Here is a 21,416-nt window from a genome sequence, read left to right as displayed (position 1 = left end):
AAAGTAGGGACAAGCCCCCTACTTACAAGGTATGCGCCGATTCTTTAAAAATGCGTCCGCGCTGCTCAAAGGATTTAAACATATCCCAGCTTGCGCAGGCCGGCGACAATAATACAACATCTCCAGGCTCTGCAAGTCCGGCAGCTTCTTGTACGGCTTTCCGCAAAGTAGACTCGGCGTCTTCCTCAGGTTCGACCATTCGCAGATTCGTTAAACCTGCGAGCTCCGCTACCTTTGCGAGCTTGCCTCTTGTTTCGCCCAGCGTCACGAGCCCTTTCAGCCGGTCCCGGAATACCGGAAGAAGCTCCATATAATCGGAACCCCGGTCAAGCCCGCCGGCAATCAATACGATTGGCGCGTTCATGGAGCCGACAGACATCGTTGTTGCCGTTGGATTCGTTGCCTTGGAATCGTTGTAGTATTTGACTCCGTTTATCTCGCCAACATATTCAAGCCGGTGTTCAACGCCATTAAACCCTTTCAGAACCGGCAGCATGACTTCAGGGGCAACTCCCGCTGCAAGGCAGGCAGCAATAGCTGCAAGCGCATTAGATGCGTTGTGGCGGCCTGGAACACCTAGTTCAGACACGGGCAGTATCGTCTGCTCCGTCCCGTCTTCCTTGCGCCATACGATCATATGGGCAGCAGAAGAAGCCTTGTCCCTTTCAAACGGCGGTTCAATGCATACCCCTTTGTCCAACCGAACATAAAGCGAGAATGGCAGCACCTTTGCGGCCATCTGATCTGAAATCGCTCTGCATGTAGCATCGTCCCAGTTCAGAACGGCAATATCGTCTGCCGTCTGATTGGCGAACAGCTTCGCCTTCGAAACAACATAATCTTCCATCCCGCCGTGGTAGTCCAGATGCGTTTCGACAACATTAAGCAGCAAGGCAATACGCGGACGGAATGCGGAAGTCCCCTTCAGCTGGAAGCTGCTTAGCTCTGCAACGATCCAGTTGTCTTCCTTTGCTTCGGACGCCGCTTCACATAATGGCGTTCCGATGTTGCCTGCCACGATAGGCTTAAAGCCAGCTTCGCCAAGCAGCTCGCCTATCCAGGTCGTCGTTGTTGTTTTCCCGTTAGAGCCCGTAATTCCGATAATAGGAGCCGCAGACAGCCAATAGGCAACCTCTACTTCCGTCACGATCTCTACGCCATGTGCTTCCGCCTGCTGAACTGGACTCGCCGTGTAAGGAATACCCGGATTTTTCACCAGCAATGCCGTTTCGCTAGTCACAAGATCATCCGGATGATAGCCGCATAGCACAGAAATGCCCAAAGCAGTTAATTCATCCGCTTCGGGGCATAGTTCACGTTCTTTTTTATCATTTACAATTACTTCCGCTCCAAGAGCATGGAATACTTTTGCTACGCTCACGCCGCTTCGGGCAAGACCCAAAACAACGACGCGGCGATCCCGATAAGTCGCCGGATGGTTCATAAGTACAACTCCTTTGTATAAGAAGCGGAGTAAGCCGCTTGGGTTAGTCATCGTTATGTTCGGGGTTCAGCTTGATGCCTCCTGCCGGTCTTCCATGAAGCCGGCAAGAGCTGCGCCAAACCGTTCATTCTTATAAGGCAAGAAGAAGCCCGATTGCTGCAAACAGCAGACCCACTGACCAGAACGTTGTAACAACGCGCCATTCGGACCAGCCGACCAGTTCGAAATGATGGTGAATCGGGCTCATCTTAAAGATCCGCTTGCCGCGGAGCTTGAATGATCCCACCTGCAAAATAACCGAAAGCATCTCGAGCACAAACACGCCGCCTACAATAACAAGCATCAGCTCCATCTTGGTGAGAATCGCTACCGCGGCTATGCCGCCGCCAATCCCAAGAGAGCCCGTGTCGCCCATAAACACTTTTGCCGGGTGGGCATTAAAGATGAGGAAGCCCAGCACCGCCCCTACCATAGCGGCGGAGAAAATAGCCGATTCATGCTCGGATACTTGCAGGGCAATAATCGTAAAGGCACCAAACGCAATTGCGCTTGTACCCGACAACAGACCGTCAAGACCGTCCGTGAAATTCACTGCATTGCTTGATCCGAACAGGATAATAACCACAAACGGATAGTAGAACCATCCCAGATCAAAGCCCCATGACGTCCCCGGCACCGTAATCAGCGTGCTGTGATTCATATTATACAGCTCCGCGCATACGATGATGGAGAACAACAGCTGTCCGAACAGTTTCTGGCGAGCCGTCAGACCAAGCGAACGTTTAAATACGATTTTAATATAATCGTCCAGGAACCCAACCAGACCAAACCCTAACGATGCTGTGAACAGCACCCAGAAATCAGCGGTCTTATCGGAAAATTTCAAGAAAGAAATAAGTAGTGCAAGCATAATGATTATGCCGCCCATTGTAGGAGTACCGCTCTTCTTCAAATGGCTTTGCGGACCGTCGGTCCGGATTTGCTGCCCAAACTTCATGCGCCGGAGAAGCGGAATGAACAATGGTCCGAGCAGAACCGATATTAAGAATGATGCACCTAATGAAAATAAAATGACCATCGTGTCCATTATCTAGCTCACCTCGCTTCCAAAGATTGGACAATCTGTTCCATACGCATTCCGCGCGAGCCTTTGACAAGCACCAAATCCCCAGGCTCCACTTGCTCTTTCAGCCATTGTCCAAGCTTCCCTTTATCGTCAAAATGTACAATTGCCGTATCCTTCGCATCCGCGGGGAACTGAGACAATGCTCCTGCCGACGTATGCTGCGATAAAAACCCGCATGTTACAACGGCATCAGCCTTGTCCGGCGTAATATAAGCTCCCGTCTCAAAATGAAGCGACTCTTCGTCCGGTCCAAGCTCCAGCATATCGCCAAGCACAAGCCATTTCCGGCGGAAGCCGGTCAACTGGCCGACCAGGTCAATCGCCGCGCGTACGGCTGTCGGATTTGCGTTATATGCATCGTTAAGAATCATAGCGCCATTATGCGCCTTAACCGGCTGAATTCTCATCCCGGTCAGTTCAAGACCAATCAAACCATTACGGATATCCTCTTCCGAAATTCCAAACCGTCGTCCGATCGCAATAGCTGCAAGCGCGTTGCTGACATTATGCTGACCAGGTACTGGAATGGTATACGGCGCAGATGCATGATCCTGCCCTTTACGCTTAACGGCAAAGGTCGAAGATACAGCGCCAACGGCAATTTCGGCCGCCGACCAGTCGTTGGATTCCCCCAGACCAAAGGTTTGCAGCTGCGTGCCTTCCGGCAGACTCATCGTCTTAAGTTCTGCCTCAAGCAGCGGTTCATCACCGTTGTACAGCAAAATCCCTCCAGAATGAAGTCCTTGCGCAATCTCCAGCTTCGCCTTCGCGATACCTTCGCGAGAGCCGAGCTGAAGCAGATGCGCATCACCGATATTCGTAATGACCGCGACATCCGGGCGGGCAATGTTCGTAAGCAGCTCAATCTCGCCAAAGCCGCTCATTCCCATCTCAAGGACTGCCGCATCCGTCTCTTCATCAAGCTGAAGAACCGTTAGCGGTAGACCGATATGATTATTCAGATTGCCGGCTGTCTTGTGAACTTTATAAGAAGTTCCCAGTACAGCAGCAACCATGTCTTTTGTGGTTGTTTTGCCGTTGCTGCCTGTGATGCCGATCACACGGACATACAGTTCCTCCCGATAGGAGGTTGCCAGCTGCTGGAGTGCCTTAAGCGTATCTCTTACAAACAGGAGCGGTGCATCAGCCAGCTCCTGCGGTACTTCGCGCTTCATCTCCCAAAGCGCAGCTGCCGCCCCCTGTGAGAGCGCCTGGGCAACATAATGATGACCGTCAAAGTTCTCGCCTACAAGCGGTACAAACAGCTGGCCGGCCTGAATGCTGCGCGTATCCGTGCTAACACCGGCAATGCGGATTGATTCGCCTTTATAGGCTCTAGCGCCGCACATGTCGGCGACTTGCTCCAATGTACGATTGATCAATGTAATAATCCCCTTATCGCTTCTTTTGCCACCAAACGGTCGTCAAAAGGATGCGTAACGCTTCCTATAATTTGATACGTTTCATGGCCTTTCCCCGCAATCAATACTACATCGCCCGGGCTTGCCATTTCAACCGCTTTTTCAATCGCAGCGCGGCGGTCAACCATCAGCTCATACTTATTCGAAGATACCCCGTCCTTCACAAGACCGGCTTCAATATCCTTCAGAATGAGATCCGGATCTTCCGTTCTGGGATTGTCGGAAGTGACCAGCACATAGTCGGCATAGCGGGCTGCAATGGACCCCATAATCGGACGCTTCGTCCGGTCGCGGTCGCCTCCGCAGCCAAATACGCAAATAATCCGCGGAGGAGCAAGTTCCTTAACCGCGCGGAGCACGTTCTCGAGACCGTCAGGCGTATGGGCATAGTCAACGACTACAGCGAAGTCCTGGCCGGCCTGTACAGACTCGACACGGCCCGGTACGCCGGGAATGGCTTCGAGACTTGCCTTGATCTGCTCGAGCGTTACGCCTTCAACAAGAGCAGCCGTAATGGCAGCCAGTGCATTATAGACGTTGAACTTGCCGACCATCTGAAGCGCGATTTCCGTCTCACCGCGGAATGTACTTACCCGGAATGCCGTTCCTTGTGCAGAAATCCGAATGTTTGAGGCACGTACATCTGCTTCGCGGTCAATGCCGTACGTAATAGCTTCTGCCGCGGTCAGCTTGGCAAACTGCTCAGATACTTCATCATCCGCATTCAGAACCGCATAAGAACGGTCCTCAGTCCGGGCCGCGAATTCATTGCCCAGCCGGGAGAAGAACAAACCTTTGGCTGCCGCATACTTCTCCATCGTGCCATGGTAATCCAGATGATCCTGCGTCAGGTTAGTAAAGACAGCTGTACGGAACCGGCAGCCTTTTACACGCCCTTGCTCCAAGGCATGCGAGGATACCTCCATCGCGCAATAGGCTGTTCCTTCCTCGCGCATAGCCGCGAGGTACTGCTGAAGCTGAAGCGCCTCCGGCGTAGTCCCGGACATCGGGAACGTTTTTCCGGCATAACGCATCTCTACCGTGCCAATCACGCCGGAGCTTCTGCCATTATCATTCAATATCTGTTCAATCAAATAGGTTGTAGTCGTCTTGCCATTCGTCCCCGTTACCCCAATAAGGTTCAAAGCTCTGCTAGGATGACCGTAGAAATGATCAGCCAGAACGGCCATAGCCAGCCGGCTGTCCTTCACGATCAGCTGTGGAGCATCGAGCTCCAGCTCGCGTTCGACGACGAATGCGACTGCGCCTTTGGCTGCCGCCTGAGGCGCATAGGCATGACCGTCAACCGTATGCCCCGGCAGGCAGATGAACAATTGTCCCGGCTCCACCTTGCGGGAATCCGTCTCGAGGCCAGTCACCTCCGTATTCCCGGAACCTTTCAGCCTCGCCGTTATGAGCAGTTCTGCCAATTCGCTTAATCGCATGTTGTTTTCCTCCCGTATGTAGGTCGTCATCTCTCATTATGGTCAACGAGAATGTATTATATCATCCTCCTTGACTATTGTAAGTCAATGAGAATCCGATAAATCATCCTCATCACCCAAATAAATCCGTATCGTAGAACCTTTCTCGACTCTGGCACCAACTGCTGGAGCCTGACGGATCACAATTTTCCCTGAACCGGCTGAAGACAGATTGAAGTTCATATTCATATCCTCGTAAATATCCGATACCGATTGACCAACCAGATTGGGCACGGTCACCATCGGAAGTTCACCAAGCTTATACTTCTTATCAATCTGCTTATCGCGAGGCGGTACCTGCATGATGGTGAGGGCATCCTCCATAATATTACGCACGATTGGAGCTGCCACGACACCGCCAAATTGGATGCCTTGCGGATTATCTACCGCAACATAAATGACGATCTCAGGTTTATCTGCCGGAGCGAAGCCGACAAAGGATACGATATGTTCATTTGGAGAATAACGTCCGTTAATTACTTTTTGCGCGGTACCTGTTTTTCCGCCCACCCGGTATCCGTCGATAAAAGCATTGCCGCCCGTTCCAAGCGCAACGACGCTTTCAAGCGCTTCCCGCACCTGCTTCGACGTATCTTCCGAAATAACATTTCGGACGGCTTCCGGTTCTATCTGCTCCACCGTTTCATTGGTTTGCGGATTGATCCATGCTTTGGTTACATGGGGTTTATACAAGGTACCGCCATTTATTGCGGCCGAGACGGCAGCAATCTGCTGGATCGGTGTGACCGATACGCCTTGACCGAAGGCTGTTGTAGCAAGCTCGACAGGACCAACCTTATCCAGCTTGAACAAGATGCCGTTCGCTTCGCCAGGAATATCAATGCCTGTTTTTGTACCAAATCCGAAGTTTTTAATATAATCGAAAAGCTTCTCTTTGCCAAGCCGATTACCAAGGTTTACAAATCCCGGGTTGCAGGAGTTTTGCACAACCTCAAGGAAGGTCTGGCTGCCATGGCCGCCTTTTTTCCAGCAACGAAGCCTCGCTCCGCCGATTTCAACAGCACCGGGATCAAAGAAAGTTTCGTTCTTCAAATCTACCTTCTTCTCTTCGATGGCGGCAGCAAGAGTAATGATCTTAAACGTTGAACCTGGCTCGTAGGTCATCCAGATCGGAAGATTGCGGTTATATACTTCGCTCGGGAATTCCTTGTAATTGGCCGGTTCATAGGTAGGCCTGCTGGCCATGCCAAGAATCTCACCGTTATTCGGGTTCATCGCGATTGCAATAATATTGTCGGCCTGGAGAGCGGTCATTGCCTGATCCAGCTCCCGTTCCATCACCGATTGGATCTGCTGGTCAATCGTTAATTCCATCGTCAAGCCTTGCTGCGGTGCCTGATAAGTATCCGATGAGTTAGGCATCATCTTGCCGGATGCATCCGACAAATAAGAAACATTGCCGTCAATGCCCGTGAGCATATCGTTATATTTGGCTTCTACCCCTGTCAGTCCTTTATCCACACCGGTGAATCCGAGCAGATGGGCAGCAAGACTGCCAAACGGATAATAACGGTTATGATCCTCTGCAACGACAATGCCCGGCAGTCTCAGGTCTCTGACCTGCTGGGCTTTATCCAGTGACATTTTACGCCCGCCCGGCTTCAACTGAACAACCATCGCTTTTTTCGATAACAGCTTGACCAATGCCTCCTGGGTCATGTCCAAATAAGGCGCAAGCTTGGCGGCAGTTGCCTGCTTATCCGGAATTTGCACGGGGATGGCGAGTACGGATGGCGTACTCACATCAAAAGCCAGTTTCACCCCGTTACGGTCCCAGATCTCGCCCCGCTTCGCCTTATAAGGAATTTCGCGCCGCCAGGAATCCTCCGCCTTCGCGGACAGCTTCTCTCCTTGCCACAACTGAACGTAGGCAAGCCGGAAAATCAAACCCGCAAAAGCTGCAACGCAGACCAGTAAAACAATAAACAGCCGGCGACGCAACGTTACATTTGATACTTTCATCCTTGTTCCCCCTTACGCCTCATCCTTCGGCTGAGCGTACGCTGACGCTCATTCCCAACCTATGAGGGACAAGTGGGGGATAGAACAAGCTATGGATCAATTATTGCGTATTTGCTGTTTCTACTTTCTCATCATCCGTTTCGTTGCTGTCTCCGGCATTCGACTTGGCATCCTTCGAATCAGCAGAATCGATCTGACTGATCGCCGGATCGGTCTGCGGCACAAGCGTAAGCTCGAGCAGCCGCTCGCCATTCTTCGTCACTTGCTTCTGGCTTGCGACATATCCTTCACCCTTCACGGTTACGCGGATATCCAAAACGGAGGCAATTTCAAGGGCATCACGCAAGGAGATGCCTGTCATATCCGGAATTTTCAGCTTGTCCCGCTGCTCCGTGATTAAGTAAACCTTCTGGGCAGGATGGACAGACGCGCCGGATGCGGGGACCTGCTGGACGACCTTTGTGCCGCCGCCTACAACCTCGGCATTCAGACTGCGCGACTTCAATTGGGCTTTCGCTTGGGATACCGTCAGATTCGAAAGCTTCGGTACGGTTACCGTTACTTCTTTCTTCTCATCCCCGGCGCCTTTAATATTAGGTGCAATGCCCATATGTTTCAAGCTCTTGTATACGATATCCTTGAAGGCCGGTGCCGCAACAGCGCCGCCTCCGGCAAGCGAATCATCAGGTTCGTCAACAACGATGTAAAGGACAATCTTCGGATTCTCGACCGGAGCATAACCGATAAATGATACCACAAACTTGGACGTAGAATATTTGCCGCCAATAACCTTTTGCGCTGTACCTGTCTTGCCTGCCACCCGATAGCCTTCAATGTATGCATTGCGTCCGGTACCAATCTCCTGATCGGAAACGACCTGCTCTAGGTATTCGCCGACCTTCTTCGAGGATTCCTTGGAAATGACATTGTCACGAATGACTTTCGGCTCTGTTTTAACCGTCGTTTTGGTATTTGGATCGTACACTTGTTTCACGATATGCGGCTCCAAAAGCTTACCGCCATTGGCCACAGCTGCTACGGCAGCAACCTGCTGCAGAGCGGTAACCTGTACCTTGCCTTGGCCAAATGAAGCGCGGGCAATATCCGACGGAATCGATAAGTTAACATTGATGGCTCCTGCAGCTTCGCCGCCGAGCTCAATCCCCGTCTTCTGGCCAAAGCCAAACCGGTTAATATAATCCAGGAGTTTATCTCCGCCAAGCTGTTCCCAGCCGAGCTTTACAAAGGCTACGTTACTTGAGCGTTTAAGGCCTTCCAAATACGAAATCGTTCCCCAGCCAACCTTGTTAATATCTTTAACCGGTGCGCCAGGTACTGCTATAGAACCGGAATGATACTTTGCATTCGGATTAAAAATCCCTTCTTGCACAGCTGCTGCCAGCGTGACAATCTTAAACGTAGAACCAGGCTCGTATAACGACTTGATCGAATGGTTATAGGCGTTCTCAAAATTGCTGTCCCAATACGTATTCGGATTAAAGGTCGGATAATTGGCCATCGCCAAAATTTCCATCGTATTCGGATCGGCTGCCACGGCAGTAATACTCTTCGGATGATACTTCTCATTGATATCCTCGAGTGCCTTCTCCACATAGTTCTGAATATCCATATCAATCGTCAGCGCAATGTCCTGTCCGTCCTTGGCCGGCTTGTATTCGACATCACCTTCCGCGAGCTGGACACGCTTGCCGTCCTTCTCGTACTTGAGCTCTCCGTCTTCGCCTTTCAGCTTATCATTGAAGAATGCCTCAATCCCCGTCGCCGCCTGACCTTCCTTCGTCACGTAACCAAGAAGCTGAGATGCCATGGAATTACGGGGATAATAACGCTTCTGATCCTCAAACAGATAAATGCCGACGTCTTTTGTATCATGCTTTTTTTTCAACTCATCCCGGAAGGCAATAACCTTGTCAGCAAGCTCTTTATCAATCTTCCAGCCTTCTTCATGAATCTCGCGCTGCTGATAGAATTTGCCGTCATCCTTTTGTGCCGTGACGATCTTAAGCAAATCAGCTTCAGGCTTGTCCAGCAATTTATGAAGTCCCTCTGCTACCTCGTCTGCAATATTCAAGGAATGGATGATATCCGGATTAACCGCCACATCATAAGCAATAGAATCCATAGCGAGCATATTGCCGTCCCTGTCTGTAATTGCACCTCTCTTCGCTATAAGCTTCTCTTCGGCCGCCCATCTTGTCTTGGCCTTATCATACCAAAAGTCGCCTTTGACCACCTGCACCCAATAGATTCTGCCGATTAGAACAACAAAAAGGAGGGTCATTATCCCTCCAAACAACAACGTGCGCAGTTTAATTCGTTTCACCATATGCGTCACCTATTCCGTCTTAGCGGATTGTGTATTGACCATGATGTCTGGCTGTTCCGTGCTAGCCATGCCTTGTGTCTCAGCCATTCTACGGATCCGCTCCGGATCACTCAGCATCTCGACTTGCTTCTGCAACTCTTTCATATCAATGCTCATAGCTGTAGCTTGATTGTTCATCTGCTTGATTTGCACGCGTAAATCGTAGTTTTTGGCGTACTGGTTCACAATGACGCCAAGCACGATTACGCAAAATACGACGGTAAACATATAAAGCAGCTTTTCTTGAACGGGTATGGACTTGCGCTTTACAACAATTCGTTTCGTCTCGCGGACGGTTGGCCGCTGATCCGGCTTACGCTTTGGCTGCATCGCCAAATTGCCGTTAATATAAGCCAATGAAAGAACCCCCTTAAAAGAATTTTGAAGCAATTCTTGCTTCATAAGCATCTTCTTAACTTACAATTTTTCTGCGACTCGCAGCTTGGCCGAACGAGAGCGAGGGTTAACTTCGAGCTCCTGCTCTGTCGGAACAATCGGCTTGCGGTTCACTAACCGAAGCTTTCCTGTGCCGCCGCATACGCATTTCGGGAAATCCGGCGGACAAGTGCATTTTTCAACATAACTCGCAAATAATTGCTTGCAGATGCGATCCTCTAAGGAATGGAACGTAATTACGGAAACTCTGCCGCCTGGACGAATGCATTTTACCGCTTGCTCTAATGCATCCTCCTCAGCCCGAAGCTCGTCATTCACGGCGATTCGGAGAGCCTGGAACGAGCGTTTGGCCGGATGGCCGCCTGTCCGTCTTGCTGCAGCCGGAATACCGGATTTGACCAGCTCGGCAAGCTCACCGGTTGTTTCCACCGGCGCATTCTCACGGGCCTGGACAATCTTGCGTGCAATCGATCTTGCGAACTTCTCCTCACCGTACACATGCAGAATTCGAGAAATCTCCCGCTCTTCCCAGCTGTTGACGATATCATAAGCGGTTAAGGCACCACCCTGATCCATCCTCATGTCCAGCGGGGCATCATGATTGTAACTGAAGCCGCGTTCCGCCTCATCCAGCTGCGGGCTGGAGACACCGAGGTCAAACAGAATGCCGTCTACCTGCGGAACACCGTCGACGATTGGAACATCACACGTTAGCAGCATTTCTTCCAAATAGCGAAAATTGCTTTTGACTAGCGTTACTCTATCCATATAGGGAGCAAGCCTTACGCGTGCGTTATCCAGCGCTGCATTATCCTGGTCAAATGCGATCAAACGCCCTCCATCGCTTAGCTGGGACACAATTCGTTCACTATGGCCTGCGCCGCCAAGCGTACAGTCGACGTATATGCCGTTTGGCTTGATTGCCAGTCCGTCAACCGCCTCTTCCAATAGCACTGTAATATGCTGAAACACGCTAACATCCTCCCATTCTTGTTGTTTACTCTAGAAGTTGAAGTCGAAATCAACCAATTTCTCCGCGATTTCGTTGAACGCCTGTTCGGATTGCTCGTAATAACCCTCCCACGTTGACTTGCTCCAAATCTCAACGCGGCTGGAGACCCCAAGCACCATGCAATCCTTGTCCAGCTTGGCATATTCACGAAGATGGGCTGGTATGTTTACCCTTCCCTGTTTGTCCAACTCGCATTCTGTTGCTCCGGAAAAGAAAAACCGGGTAAACGCGCGGGCATCCGACTTCATAAGAGGCAGCGACTTCAGCTTCTGCTCAAGCACACCCCACTCGCTCATCGGGTAAACAAACAAGCAGTTATCCAGTCCGCGGGTTGCGATAAAGCTGGTACCAAGCGATTCCCGGAACTTCGAAGGAATGATAATGCGGCCTTTCTCGTCAATGGTATGTTGATATTCACCCATAAACATGAGATGCGCCCCACCCCTTCCCCCATATCCTCCACTTCGCACCACATTTCCCCACTAAGATACAGTAGTTCGCCACCTAAAATAAAAATCCTGCTCCATGAGCAGGATTTTTGAAAAATAATTCATATGATTAACCGTTTGGCTGATTCTGATCATCTTCCTTGTTATCTTCTTGAACGGGAGGGGTTATTGATGTCCTTGGAGGTGTATGGAAGTTATTTTTTTCACGGTTGCGGTTACGGCCGCGCAGCCAGTAAATCGGAAGTCCGATAACGAGAGCCAGCAGTAAAATCGGCAGCGCACCGGCAATAAAGATCAATAATCCCTTCAGTACAGAGATCATGGCATCAACACTGTCATTTAAGGCAGAGGACATTTCATTGCCAAGTCCGTCTTCTACGGATTTTGCATCCGACTTCGCATCTGGTTGATATAGCCTGAGCTCAATTGTTGAGTAGGAGACATTGTTATCCAGATACCGGATCCGGCCTTTCAGCCGTTCGATATTTTCTTGCACCGTCGCCAGCTGCTCCGAGAACTTCACGAGGTCATCTGCCTTTGTCGCCTTATCCATAAATGCCAGCAGCCTTTCCTCTACTACCTGCTGAGCCTTCAGTCTCGACTGAAGATCGACATACTCCTCGGTTACATCCGTCCCGCTGATCTGCCGCTCAAATTGCTTATGCTCGATACCGTCGTTTAACCGGTCTATAAAATCCATAAAACCGGCTGCTGGCACTTTAATCGTATAAGTGGAGCTTTTCTCCCCGTTGTACTGACCATCCTGAAATTGCAATATATATCCGCCCGACTGATGAATCGCGTTGCGAAGCGATGTAGCCGCCTTATCGTAATCCACAGCCTCTATCGATAAATTCGCTTTATAGATAAGTTTCTGATTCAAGCCGGTTCCGGTGCCTTCCGCCGCTATCTCACCGATTGACCCGCCGTCACTGTCTCCGCCAGCAGCAGCCGGCGCTTCGGCTGAACTTGCTGTCTGTCCGGATTCTTGCTGCTCAAATGAATCCGCTGCAGCAGCGGCATTCCCGCCGCTGTTTGCCTTTGAATTCGTATCCCCGTCAGCTGCTGAACATCCCCCAATAATAAGTGCAACCGCCACAATCATGAGTAAGAAGGCATACCATTTTCTCTTTTTACGCATCTTTACTCCCCCTTTTATATCATTCATCGTCCTAGACGCTTATGAATTAGAAAGGTTGCACGAGGGAGTAAAATACTGTAAACGCTACAGACTCTTCAGGAATAATTCAATCAGCTCCAGCGCCAGTATAGCTGTCTGGTCGGCACGGTCAAGCAGCGGATTCACTTCCACGAACTCGGCGGAGGTTATTTGGTCAGAACGGCCAAGCAGCAAGAGTGCTTGCCTCGCTTCGTCCGAAGTTAAGCCATGCTGCACGGGCGTCCCCGTGCCAGGTGCTTCAGAAGGATCTATGCTGTCAATATCAAAGCTGAGATGAATACCGTCTGCCGCAGCTCCCGCAATCCGAAGCGCTTCTGCTACTACTCCATCCATGCCCATACGTCTGATATCAGCCATTCCGAAGCAGGTTATCCCTTCCGACCGGATTAGCGCTTCTTCCGCGGAATCCAGATCACGGGCTCCAATTAGGACAATATTGCCGGGGGCAACCGTACCCGCTCCAGGCCATAAATGCGACAAAGACAGCTGTGCCCTTCCTTGGGCAACCGCAAGCGGAATACCGTGCATATTGCCGGAAGGGCTAGTTAATTCCGTATTCATATCGGCATGCGCATCGATCCAAATGACGCCTAGCCGTCGATATTGCGCGGTCAGGCCGGCTAATGTTCCCATCGCCAGACTGTGATCACCGCCTAATATAAAAGGGAAATTGCCGGCCGATACTGCAGCTTTTACCGCTCCAGCAAGCGCTATTCCCGTCTTGATCACTTCAGATGAATGCTTCATCGGTACCTGGATAGCAGGAGAAGGAATGCCGGAGCTTCCAATCAGCTTAAGCTCATCAACTTTGCAGCCGTGCTGCTGCAAACTCTGAAGAAGGCCCAGCTGGAACAAATGACCGGGAGCTTGCTCGCTGCCGGGATGTCCGGCACCAAGGCCAAATGGAACGGATAATATTGAAAGCTTTGTCATATTTGAAACACTTCCTTAATCCGCTCCAGCGCCCAGTCGAGCTCCTCCTTCGATATAATTAACGGCGGAGCGAAGCGGATCGCCGTCTCATGAGTTTCCTTGCACAGCAGACCGATCTGGAACAGGGCTTCACAATAAGCCCGCGCCTGAACAGACAGCTGCATTCCGATAAACAAACCTTTTCCTCTGACCTCGATAATATCTTCATGTCGAATTGACTCCAGACATTGCTTAAAGTAGCGGCCTAGCTGTTCCGACCGCTCAGCCAGCTTTTCTTCCTCCATCACCTTGAGCGCAGCTAATGCAACTGCACAAGCCAGCGGATTGCCGCCAAAAGTTGAGCCATGCGAGCCGGGCTCGAATAACCCAAGCACATCATCCCCTGCTGCAACAGCCGAAATCGGCAGGACGCCTCCCCCTAGCGCCTTGCCAAGAATGTAGACATCCGGCACAACATTTTCCCAGTCGCAGGCAAACCTTTTGCCCGTCCGTCCAAAGCCCGTCTGTATCTCATCGGCCATAAACAAAACATTCTGCTGCCTGCATAGTTCAAACGCCTGCTTCAAATAACCGTCAGGCGGAAGAACAACACCTGCTTCACCTTGAATCGGTTCAACAAGGAAAGCTGCCGTATTTGGCGTTATGGCATTTGCAAGTGCTTCAACATCGCCGTACGGAATGATTTTGAATCCAGGCGTAAAAGGACCAAAGCCCGCGCGGTACAGTGCTTCCGAGGAAAAGGAGGTAATCGTTATGGTCCGGCCGTGGAAATTCCCTTCACAAACGATGATCTCTGCCTGCCCGGGAGTTACCCCCTTAATCCGGTACGCCCAGCGGCGCGCTGCCTTTAATGCCGTTTCAACCGCTTCTGCCCCTGTATTCATTGCCAGAATCTTGGACTTGCCCGTAAATTCCGCAAGCTTCTTGTACAGCTGACCAAGCTGCTCGCTGTGGAAGGCCCTTGAAGTAAGCGTCACTTTATCCGCCTGCTCCTTTAGTGCACGGATTATCGCGGGATGCCTGTGACCATGGTTCAGAGCGGAATAGGCACTAAGCATATCCATATACCTCCGGCCTTCCGGGTCTTCCACCCATACTCCTTCTGCATGCGCAATTACAACAGGAAGCGGACTATAGTTACGTGCACCGAAACGATCCATAAGTTGTATCGTGTCAACGGAGCTTCTCATATGCGATCCCTCCTTAAAGAATTGCGGAGCAATTCTACTTCGTAAGCATCGACCTAAGAATTGCGGAGCAATTCTACTTCGTAAGCATCGGCCTAAGAATTGCGGAGCCATTCTACTTCGTAAGCATCGGCCTAAGAATTGCGGAGCAATTCTACTTCGTAAGCATCCACCTAAGAATTGCGGAGCCATTCTACTTCGTAAGCATCGGCCTAAGAATTGCGGAGCCATTCTACTTCGTAAGCATAGTCCTTGTTTCATTCTACGGTGATTGCCGCAAGTCCCATGACCGCAAAAAAAAGAACGCGCCTGCCGGCGCGTCCTTTTACTGTAAAGTTGATGAAAAATATGTTTTAATCTTCCTTCCAGCTGTCGAGATAAGTCACCTGTTCAGGCGTCAGCTTATCGATGCTGATGTTCAGCGAATCCAGCTTGAAGCGCGCTACCTGCTCATCCAGCTCGTAAGGCACGTTCACAACCTTTTTACCGATGTTCGCATACTCTTCATTTACATATTTGAGGCCAAGCGCCTGCAGAGCAAAGGTCGTATCCATAATTTCAGCAGGATGTCCATCACCTGCAGCCAGGTTAACGAGACGTCCTTCTGCCAGCACATAGATGCTGCGGCCGTCCTTCAGCTTATATTCTTCAATATTGCGGCGAACGGTACGGATGTCCGTAGACATGGCAGCCAGTTCAGGCTTGTTGAACTCCACATCGAAGTGACCGGCATTGGAGAGAATCGCTCCATTCTTCATCACATCATAATGCTCGGCACGGATACAGTCTTTATTGCCGGTTACCGTGATGAACAATTCGCCGACTTTTGCCGCTTCCGACATTGGAAGTACAGTAAAGCCGTCCATATAAGCTTCAACCGCTTTGATCGCATCCACTTCGGTGACAACCACGTTCGCGCCAAGACCTTTGGCACGCATCGCTACACCTTTGCCGCACCAGCCGTAACCGACTACTACAACGGTCTTGCCTGCTACTACAAGATTGGTCGTGCGGTTAATTCCGTCAAAGACGGATTGGCCGGTACCATAACGGTTATCGAACAAATATTTGCAGTAAGCGTCATTAACGGCAACCATCGGGAAGTTCAATGTGCCTTCCTTCTCCATCGCCTTCAGACGAATAATACCTGTCGTTGTTTCCTCCGCGCCGCCGCGAATATTCTCTCGGAGGTCAGGACGCTCTGTATGCAGAATCGTCACGAGATCGCCGCCGTCATCAATGATAAGGTCCGGCTTTGTTTCAAGCGACTTGATCAGCAGCTCCTTATACTCCTTCGGATCCGGGTTGTACTTGGCAAAGACAGTAATGCCATCCTCCACAAGGGCTGCGCAAATATCGTCCTGCGTCGATAACGGATTGCTGCCCGTAATCGTTACGTCAGCACCGCCTGCTTTGACGACTTTTGCCAGATAAGCCGTCTTCGCTTCCAGGTGAAGCGAAATCGTCACTTTCAGCCCTTTAAAAGGCAGCTCCTGCTCGAATTGCTCGCGGATCCGGTTCAATACCGGCATATGCGCGCTTGCCCAGTCAATCTTTAGATGCCCTTCCGGTGCAAGGGCGATATCGCGGATAATGCTGTTTTCCAATGTACTCATGCCTTTTAATAGCCTCCTACGTCAATTCTCTCATAAATAAACGAGCTGATGACCGCCCACCGGACTGAATGGAAGCTCAAGAAGCTTCTCCAGCCAAGCCGAGCCGTAACGGTTCCAATACCCTGCCATATTGATCACTCTCTCCTGCGGTTTGCCGCTCGGCCATAATGAGAGTGCAATGCGGTCAAGCTGGCGTATAGATGCATCATATTGCTTATTAAACGCATCTTTCGTCTTGGCTTCCAAATATTCGATCTGTTCAACGATCTTCTGGCGATTGGTTTCCCCGAGCTTCAGAAGTCCCGGCTGAACCGAACCGGCAAGCTCCAGCAGCGGCCCATACATGGTAATGAACGACTGTTTCACTTCATGGAACTTCTCTTCAATGGACAGCTGATCCTGTTCGCCCAGCCATTGCTGCTTGCGGGCTTCGAATCGTTTGGCCACGTCTTCAAAAGACAGCTCATACTTCATCATATGCTTTGCGATCGTTCCTTCTACCAGCGTGAAGGACATCCGCGGCACAATTATCGGCATTTCCATTCCCAGCTTACGGAAAGCTTCGCCGGTTAATGCCCAATATGCAATTTCACCCGGGCCAAGAACCGTACCAAGTACAGGGAACAGATAGTCCTGCATAATCGGTCTTGTCAATACGTTATTGCTAAGCTGTGAAGGCTGCTCTTCCGTAAGCTGAAGGAGCTGATCCTTCGACCAGAAGGCTGTTCCTTTCCGGTCCTGGAACTGTCCGTCACGCTTGTGAAGCAGCGTTCTCTCATCCCCGTTTGCCTGATTAAAGACAAACAGGTTCGCGCTGCCTTCCACAACATCCGCTTGCAGCTGATAGCCAAATGATTTCACTTTCTCCGCAGCCGATTTATAAGCTTGCTCCAGCTCATCGTTTTGCTCAATCATCCGGCGGAACATCGGCGCTTCAATCTTGCGAAGCTTAGGATCGTCCGCATCCAGCAGCACTAAACCTTCCTTGCCGAACAAAAAGGCCAAAATTCCCGCAAACATATCCGATAACGAACGGGACTGTTCCGTAATTTGCTTCAGCTGCTCAAGCAGACCAGGCTTGAAGTCAGAATGCGGAAGCGTCTGCTCCAGTTCTTCCAGCAGCGTGTTCCAGCCGTCCGCCTCAATCTGAGTACGGCTGACCGAGGTTCGCGGACCTTCCGGACGCTGCAGCGTCAGCTTGCGAAGCTCCTGTTCCGCATTCAGTACATACGTATGATTGGCCTCATCCCAATCATGATCTTCTCCTGCAATCCAGAAAACCGGCACAACCTTGCGGCCAAGCTTTTCTGTCGCCCATTTGGCGCCGCTGACAACAGAGACCGCTTTATGTATCACAAGCAGCGCTCCTGACCACAATCCGGCTTGCTGTCCGCCAATAATAACCGGGGCGCCTTCTGCAATGGCGCGGATAGATGCATCTACCTCAGGTGTCGTATTCGGGCTGTTATATTGGCGCAGAACTTCAGCTACTTCCGCTGCATTCGCCCTGCTGCCGGCAAGCTCTTCCAGCCGCTGCATGCGGGTTGTCCAATCCTGCTCCTGCCCGGCATGATAGCCGTACAGCACATCCAGATTCGCGTCCTTCCGATGTATATAAGCCTCTGTTAAAGGCTGGGCGCTTGGCAAGTCATATTGTTCCGTATTCATAGCGCAACCAGTTCCTCCTAAATCAATCATATATTTTTAATAACTGTAATCAATCAAGCAACACTTTGATTGTACACAAAGGATAAGCCGCACGTCAAAAGAAAAAGACCCGCAACTTATTAGTTGCAGGTCTTTATTAAACTATGCAGAGAAAATTTTTTGTCCGATTGCAATAAACATCAGAAGCAGATAGGCCATGCTCATCGTAAAAAATCCAAGTCTCCACACAGCCCGGAACACCCGTTTGACATTTACGCTCCCGCGCTTGCGGAACTGCATGTTGCCCAGCAAACCGCCTCCAAGCAGCATAAAAAGAATAATGGCGTACAGCCCGAAGGAGCTGTTAAACAAGGAGTCGAACAATACAGCGACACATCCGATCAGAAGTGCCGTTGTAGCATCCATCGCCAGCTGAAACGCTTTCTTCCTATCGTCCGAAAACATGCCATACCCGAAATAAACAAGAAGAAATGGAATGACAGGTATTACAGCCAAATAGGCATAGACGTATTTAATGCTGTCCCATATAAAGCCCATGTCATCCGCACCTTTCCTTATCACTTAATGAAGCTGCTTCACTAGTGCTGTAACGGCATCATTCAATGGGGAAGGCATCCCGCTTTGTCTTGCAAGCGCCGATACCCCGCCGTTAATCCAATCAATTTCCGTCTCGCGTCCGGCTCTTACGTCACTCAGCATAGAGGATACATTGGTTGCTGTAGCCTCACAAACCTGAAGCACGCGCTGCCAGCCATCATCCTCAGGCTTCTTGCCGTCTGCCGCAAGAACAGATACTGTTTCTTCGTATAAAGACCGCATCAGCTTCAGCCGCGACGGATGCCGGGGCAGCTCTCCGTTCGTCGTATCATAAATAGCTGTAAGCGGATTGATAACTGCATTAATAAGCAGCTTTTGGTAAATCCGGCCCTTCATCTCATTCGACAACTGGACGCTGAATCCTGCCGATTGAAGCATATTTAACAACAAATTTTGGAGATTTTCGTCCTTTTTGTCCTCATTTAACGGTCCAAACCATAATTGCCCTTCACCTGTGTGCCGGACGCTGCGCACATCCAGCCGTCTGGCTCCAATGGAGGTGACACCCGTATACAAAGCAGCTTCTGGCAGGAAGTCGACCAGCTTGTCCATATGCCCAATTCCGTTCTGAAGGCAGAGTACCGCGGTATGCCGGTGACTAAGAAGCTGTATCTGACGAAGAAGTGAAACATCAATATGAGTTTGCTTCACCGTAAGGATGATCCAGGATGGGGAATCATCTTTGCCGCTTTGCTTCGCTAGGCTTGCAAGAGTATAGCTTAACACCGGGATATCGCAAGCTTCACCGTTAAGATCCTCCAGCCTGATCCCTTCCGTCCGAAGCTGCTCCGCCTGTTTGTCCGTTCTTGTCCAGACCGTAACCTCCTGCCCCGCCTGTGCAAGCCGGCCGGCATGCAGCAGCCCGATTGCACCGCCGCCAACTATATGTATCTTCAAATCCTGATCCTCCTAAAATGAATTATCACCACTATGGCTCCTTATAGAGCCATGGTGATGATTCATTACTTCGTAAGCATCAACTAAAATGAATTATCACCACTATGGCTCTTTATAGAGCCATGGTGATGAATCATTACTTCGTAAGCATCAACTAAAATGAATTATCACCACTATGGCTCCTATAGAGCCATGGTGATGATTCATTACTTCGTAAGCATCAACCTAAATGAATTATCACCACAATGGTTCTTTATAGAGGCCATGGTGATGATTCATTACTTCGTAAGCATTTACCAAAAAGGAATGCCACTAATAAGGCCATATCCAGGCCTTGGTGTTGAGCATAAAAAAAGTATGCTCGTATATATAGCATACCTGTTTCCGTATATCCCGCAAGGGCTCCAAGGGTTATAAAATGCGAACACCCCGCCGTTATTATCCCGGCGGGGCATCTACTTACTCAATGCGTTCCAAGTTCCCGTTCGCATCCATTTTAAACCGAGGCTTTGCTTCCTCTTCATGCGTTAACACCGCCAGCCGGCGTGCCCGGTCCATAATTTGAATCAATGTTTTATAATCATCATTGACGGCCCGGTAATCAGTCTGAACATTGTTTACCTCTTTAGACAATCTCTCATTCTCATCACGCAATCGCTCAATCTCATCATCTTTTTCCTTCAGTTCTTTCTCGAAAGACTTGATTTGACGGCTTACGTCTTGATAAGTGGTCTTGAATTGTCTAAGAAAACGAATAATGGAATCAACGGATAAACCTTCTTCCGTGGTTACCGCATTAGCACTAAATGCTCTTTCTTCTGCATCAAAAACGGCAATAGAAGAGACATGAGGGGTAGCGACAATCGCCTGTTTTTTCAAATAGTTGCGCTTCTGGCGCTGTTGTTTGGCAATTTGAATCGCTTCTTCATAACGTTTGCGGACACAACTGTTCCAGCGGAATCCGCAAGCTGCAGACGTCCGTCCAATACGTTCCCCCACCTCTTCGAATGCCGCAAGCTGGGTACTTCCTTCGCGAATATGGCGTAGTGTAACTTCGGCGAGTATTAGATCGTCGTCGGGACTCCACGCATCTTGTCTGACTGCTGTCATGCGACCAAAACCTCCTTACGTAAAGGCGCTTACTTTATCTCTATGCCCTTGGTAGAGTTCATAGAATCTATTGGATACTAATTTGTATAACCAAATTTCAAAAAGCTCATACATAATTTTCGGATTAACGCGCAAACTGATGTCATAACCTTTCCAATTTACACAAAATAGTTGAATTTGTTCGTACTTGCTTGTTTACACTGCCAAATTCAACCGTTATAATGTACAATAGAAATTCGGGTAAGAACGAAGGGGGGATGTTTTCATGGCACGCATGTATCGGGTACTCGGTTTTTGGACGCTTGTGATCGGCTTGATGGCTTTCGCAGGTCACATGACTGAATTCGCACTTCTGTTTTTTGCACAAGCGATCGCTTTCGTTTTCCTGGGTTATCTTAAATTTAGCGAGCGAACATACATACTCATGTTCTGGGGTTATATGGTCATTTCGTTTGCAGGCTTTACTTATTGGACGGTATTTAAAATGGGCAATCCATTCTAAAGTATGCGAACGGCAAAAGGTGCAG

Annotated in this window: 18 protein-coding genes; 1 reads left to right on the top strand and 17 read right to left on the bottom strand. The window is 50.0% G+C overall.

The genetic code is table 11. The features are described 5' to 3' along the window. Positions 1–22 precede the first annotated feature (22 nt). The 17 genes from murD to BM200_RS01915 all read right to left on the bottom strand — a co-directional run bounded on the left by murD (position 23) and on the right by BM200_RS01915 (position 20,889). Complete coding sequence (gene murD / locus BM200_RS02000; protein ID WP_091180751.1) at positions 23–1,444, bottom strand: UDP-N-acetylmuramoyl-L-alanine--D-glutamate ligase; 1,422 nt, start codon at positions 1,442–1,444, stop codon at positions 23–25. 130 nt (positions 1,445–1,574) lie between these two features. Then, entirely contained in the window at positions 1,575–2,531 is a 957-nt protein-coding gene (gene mraY / locus BM200_RS01995) for a phospho-N-acetylmuramoyl-pentapeptide-transferase (RefSeq protein WP_091180749.1), read from the bottom strand. A gap of 8 nt (positions 2,532–2,539) precedes the next feature. Next, positions 2,540–3,952, bottom strand: coding sequence for a UDP-N-acetylmuramoyl-tripeptide--D-alanyl-D-alanine ligase (locus tag BM200_RS01990; RefSeq protein ID WP_091180746.1), 1,413 nt, complete (start codon positions 3,950–3,952; stop codon positions 2,540–2,542). Beyond that, positions 3,949–5,436 (bottom strand): UDP-N-acetylmuramoyl-L-alanyl-D-glutamate--2,6-diaminopimelate ligase, encoded by a 1,488-nt coding sequence (locus BM200_RS01985; protein ID WP_091180743.1) that lies wholly within the window; start codon positions 5,434–5,436, stop codon positions 3,949–3,951. Before BM200_RS01985 ends, BM200_RS01990 begins: the two co-directional genes overlap by 4 nt. Before the next feature lie 84 nt (positions 5,437–5,520). Next, positions 5,521–7,458, bottom strand: coding sequence for a stage V sporulation protein D (locus tag BM200_RS01980; RefSeq protein WP_091180741.1), 1,938 nt, complete (start codon positions 7,456–7,458; stop codon positions 5,521–5,523). Between the two features lie 100 nt (positions 7,459–7,558). Beyond that, positions 7,559–9,805 (bottom strand): penicillin-binding protein, encoded by a 2,247-nt coding sequence (locus tag BM200_RS01975; protein WP_091180738.1) that lies wholly within the window; start codon positions 9,803–9,805, stop codon positions 7,559–7,561. Positions 9,806–9,814: 9 nt separating this feature from the next. Further along, complete coding sequence (gene ftsL / locus BM200_RS01970; protein WP_175532706.1) at positions 9,815–10,201, bottom strand: cell division protein FtsL; 387 nt, start codon at positions 10,199–10,201, stop codon at positions 9,815–9,817. Between the two features lie 60 nt (positions 10,202–10,261). After that, positions 10,262–11,212 carry a 16S rRNA (cytosine(1402)-N(4))-methyltransferase RsmH gene (gene rsmH, locus BM200_RS01965; RefSeq protein WP_091180734.1) on the bottom strand — a complete coding sequence of 317 codons (951 nt, stop codon included), beginning with the start codon at positions 11,210–11,212 and terminating at the stop codon, positions 10,262–10,264. A gap of 30 nt (positions 11,213–11,242) precedes the next feature. Then, positions 11,243–11,680 carry a division/cell wall cluster transcriptional repressor MraZ gene (mraZ, locus tag BM200_RS01960; protein WP_091180731.1) on the bottom strand — a complete coding sequence of 146 codons (438 nt, stop codon included), beginning with the start codon at positions 11,678–11,680 and terminating at the stop codon, positions 11,243–11,245. 130 nt (positions 11,681–11,810) lie between these two features. Beyond that, positions 11,811–12,842: a DUF4349 domain-containing protein gene (locus BM200_RS01955; protein ID WP_175532705.1), complete on the bottom strand. Its 1,032-nt coding sequence runs from the start codon at positions 12,840–12,842 to the stop codon at positions 11,811–11,813. Positions 12,843–12,926: 84 nt separating this feature from the next. Beyond that, positions 12,927–13,814 (bottom strand): arginase, encoded by an 888-nt coding sequence (gene rocF / locus BM200_RS01950; RefSeq protein WP_091180727.1) that lies wholly within the window; start codon positions 13,812–13,814, stop codon positions 12,927–12,929. After that, positions 13,811–15,004, bottom strand: coding sequence for an ornithine--oxo-acid transaminase (locus BM200_RS01945; protein ID WP_091180724.1), 1,194 nt, complete (start codon positions 15,002–15,004; stop codon positions 13,811–13,813). Before BM200_RS01945 ends, rocF begins: the two co-directional genes overlap by 4 nt. Positions 15,005–15,354: 350 nt before the next feature. Beyond that, complete coding sequence (locus tag BM200_RS01940) at positions 15,355–16,617, bottom strand: adenosylhomocysteinase (protein ID WP_091180722.1); 1,263 nt, start codon at positions 16,615–16,617, stop codon at positions 15,355–15,357. Between the two features lie 30 nt (positions 16,618–16,647). After that, the gene (gene bshC / locus BM200_RS01935; RefSeq protein WP_091180719.1) at positions 16,648–18,285 is read right to left on the bottom strand and encodes a bacillithiol biosynthesis cysteine-adding enzyme BshC; all 1,638 of its coding nucleotides are present in this window, start codon (positions 18,283–18,285) and stop codon (positions 16,648–16,650) included. A gap of 141 nt (positions 18,286–18,426) precedes the next feature. After that, complete coding sequence (locus BM200_RS01930; RefSeq protein ID WP_091180717.1) at positions 18,427–18,822, bottom strand: DUF3397 domain-containing protein; 396 nt, start codon at positions 18,820–18,822, stop codon at positions 18,427–18,429. 24 nt (positions 18,823–18,846) lie between these two features. After that, positions 18,847–19,779 (bottom strand): ketopantoate reductase family protein, encoded by a 933-nt coding sequence (locus BM200_RS01925; protein ID WP_091180716.1) that lies wholly within the window; start codon positions 19,777–19,779, stop codon positions 18,847–18,849. A 459-nt stretch (positions 19,780–20,238) separates the two neighbouring features. After that, complete coding sequence (locus tag BM200_RS01915; protein ID WP_091180712.1) at positions 20,239–20,889, bottom strand: RsfA family transcriptional regulator; 651 nt, start codon at positions 20,887–20,889, stop codon at positions 20,239–20,241. Positions 20,890–21,154: 265 nt separating this feature from the next. Between BM200_RS01915 and BM200_RS01910 the strand changes: the two genes are divergently transcribed. Next, a complete protein-coding gene (locus tag BM200_RS01910) occupies positions 21,155–21,391 on the top strand; it encodes a DUF2626 domain-containing protein (RefSeq protein ID WP_091180709.1) in 237 nt (78 codons plus the stop codon). Positions 21,392–21,416 lie beyond the last annotated feature (25 nt).

The organism is Paenibacillus catalpae (assembly GCF_900112695.1).
In the GTDB taxonomy this organism is placed as follows: Bacteria; Bacillota; Bacilli; order Paenibacillales; family Paenibacillaceae; genus Pristimantibacillus; species Pristimantibacillus catalpae.
Note: the sequence above shows the minus strand (reverse complement) of the source record. Positions and strands in the feature narration are given on the sequence as shown.

What these genes read in the sequence shown, in the direction of transcription:
- murD (WP_091180751.1), bottom strand. Translation starts at nt 1,444, where the DNA reads ATGAACCATCCGGCGACTTATCGGGATCGCCGCGTCGTTGTTTTGGGT.
- mraY (WP_091180749.1), bottom strand. Translation starts at nt 2,531, where the DNA reads ATGGACACGATGGTCATTTTATTTTCATTAGGTGCATCATTCTTAATA.
- BM200_RS01985 (WP_091180743.1), bottom strand. Translation starts at nt 5,436, where the DNA reads ATGCGATTAAGCGAATTGGCAGAACTGCTCATAACGGCGAGGCTGAAA.
- BM200_RS01980 (WP_091180741.1), bottom strand. Translation starts at nt 7,458, where the DNA reads ATGAAAGTATCAAATGTAACGTTGCGTCGCCGGCTGTTTATTGTTTTA.
- BM200_RS01975 (WP_091180738.1), bottom strand. Translation starts at nt 9,805, where the DNA reads ATGGTGAAACGAATTAAACTGCGCACGTTGTTGTTTGGAGGGATAATG.
- mraZ (WP_091180731.1), bottom strand. Translation starts at nt 11,680, where the DNA reads ATGTTTATGGGTGAATATCAACATACCATTGACGAGAAAGGCCGCATT.
- BM200_RS01955 (WP_175532705.1), bottom strand. Translation starts at nt 12,842, where the DNA reads ATGCGTAAAAAGAGAAAATGGTATGCCTTCTTACTCATGATTGTGGCG.
- rocF (WP_091180727.1), bottom strand. Translation starts at nt 13,814, where the DNA reads ATGACAAAGCTTTCAATATTATCCGTTCCATTTGGCCTTGGTGCCGGA.
- BM200_RS01945 (WP_091180724.1), bottom strand. Translation starts at nt 15,004, where the DNA reads ATGAGAAGCTCCGTTGACACGATACAACTTATGGATCGTTTCGGTGCA.
- BM200_RS01940 (WP_091180722.1), bottom strand. Translation starts at nt 16,617, where the DNA reads ATGAGTACATTGGAAAACAGCATTATCCGCGATATCGCCCTTGCACCG.
- bshC (WP_091180719.1), bottom strand. Translation starts at nt 18,285, where the DNA reads ATGAATACGGAACAATATGACTTGCCAAGCGCCCAGCCTTTAACAGAG.
- BM200_RS01930 (WP_091180717.1), bottom strand. Translation starts at nt 18,822, where the DNA reads ATGGGCTTTATATGGGACAGCATTAAATACGTCTATGCCTATTTGGCT.
- BM200_RS01915 (WP_091180712.1), bottom strand. Translation starts at nt 20,889, where the DNA reads ATGACAGCAGTCAGACAAGATGCGTGGAGTCCCGACGACGATCTAATA.
- BM200_RS01910 (WP_091180709.1), top strand. Translation starts at nt 21,155, where the DNA reads ATGGCACGCATGTATCGGGTACTCGGTTTTTGGACGCTTGTGATCGGC.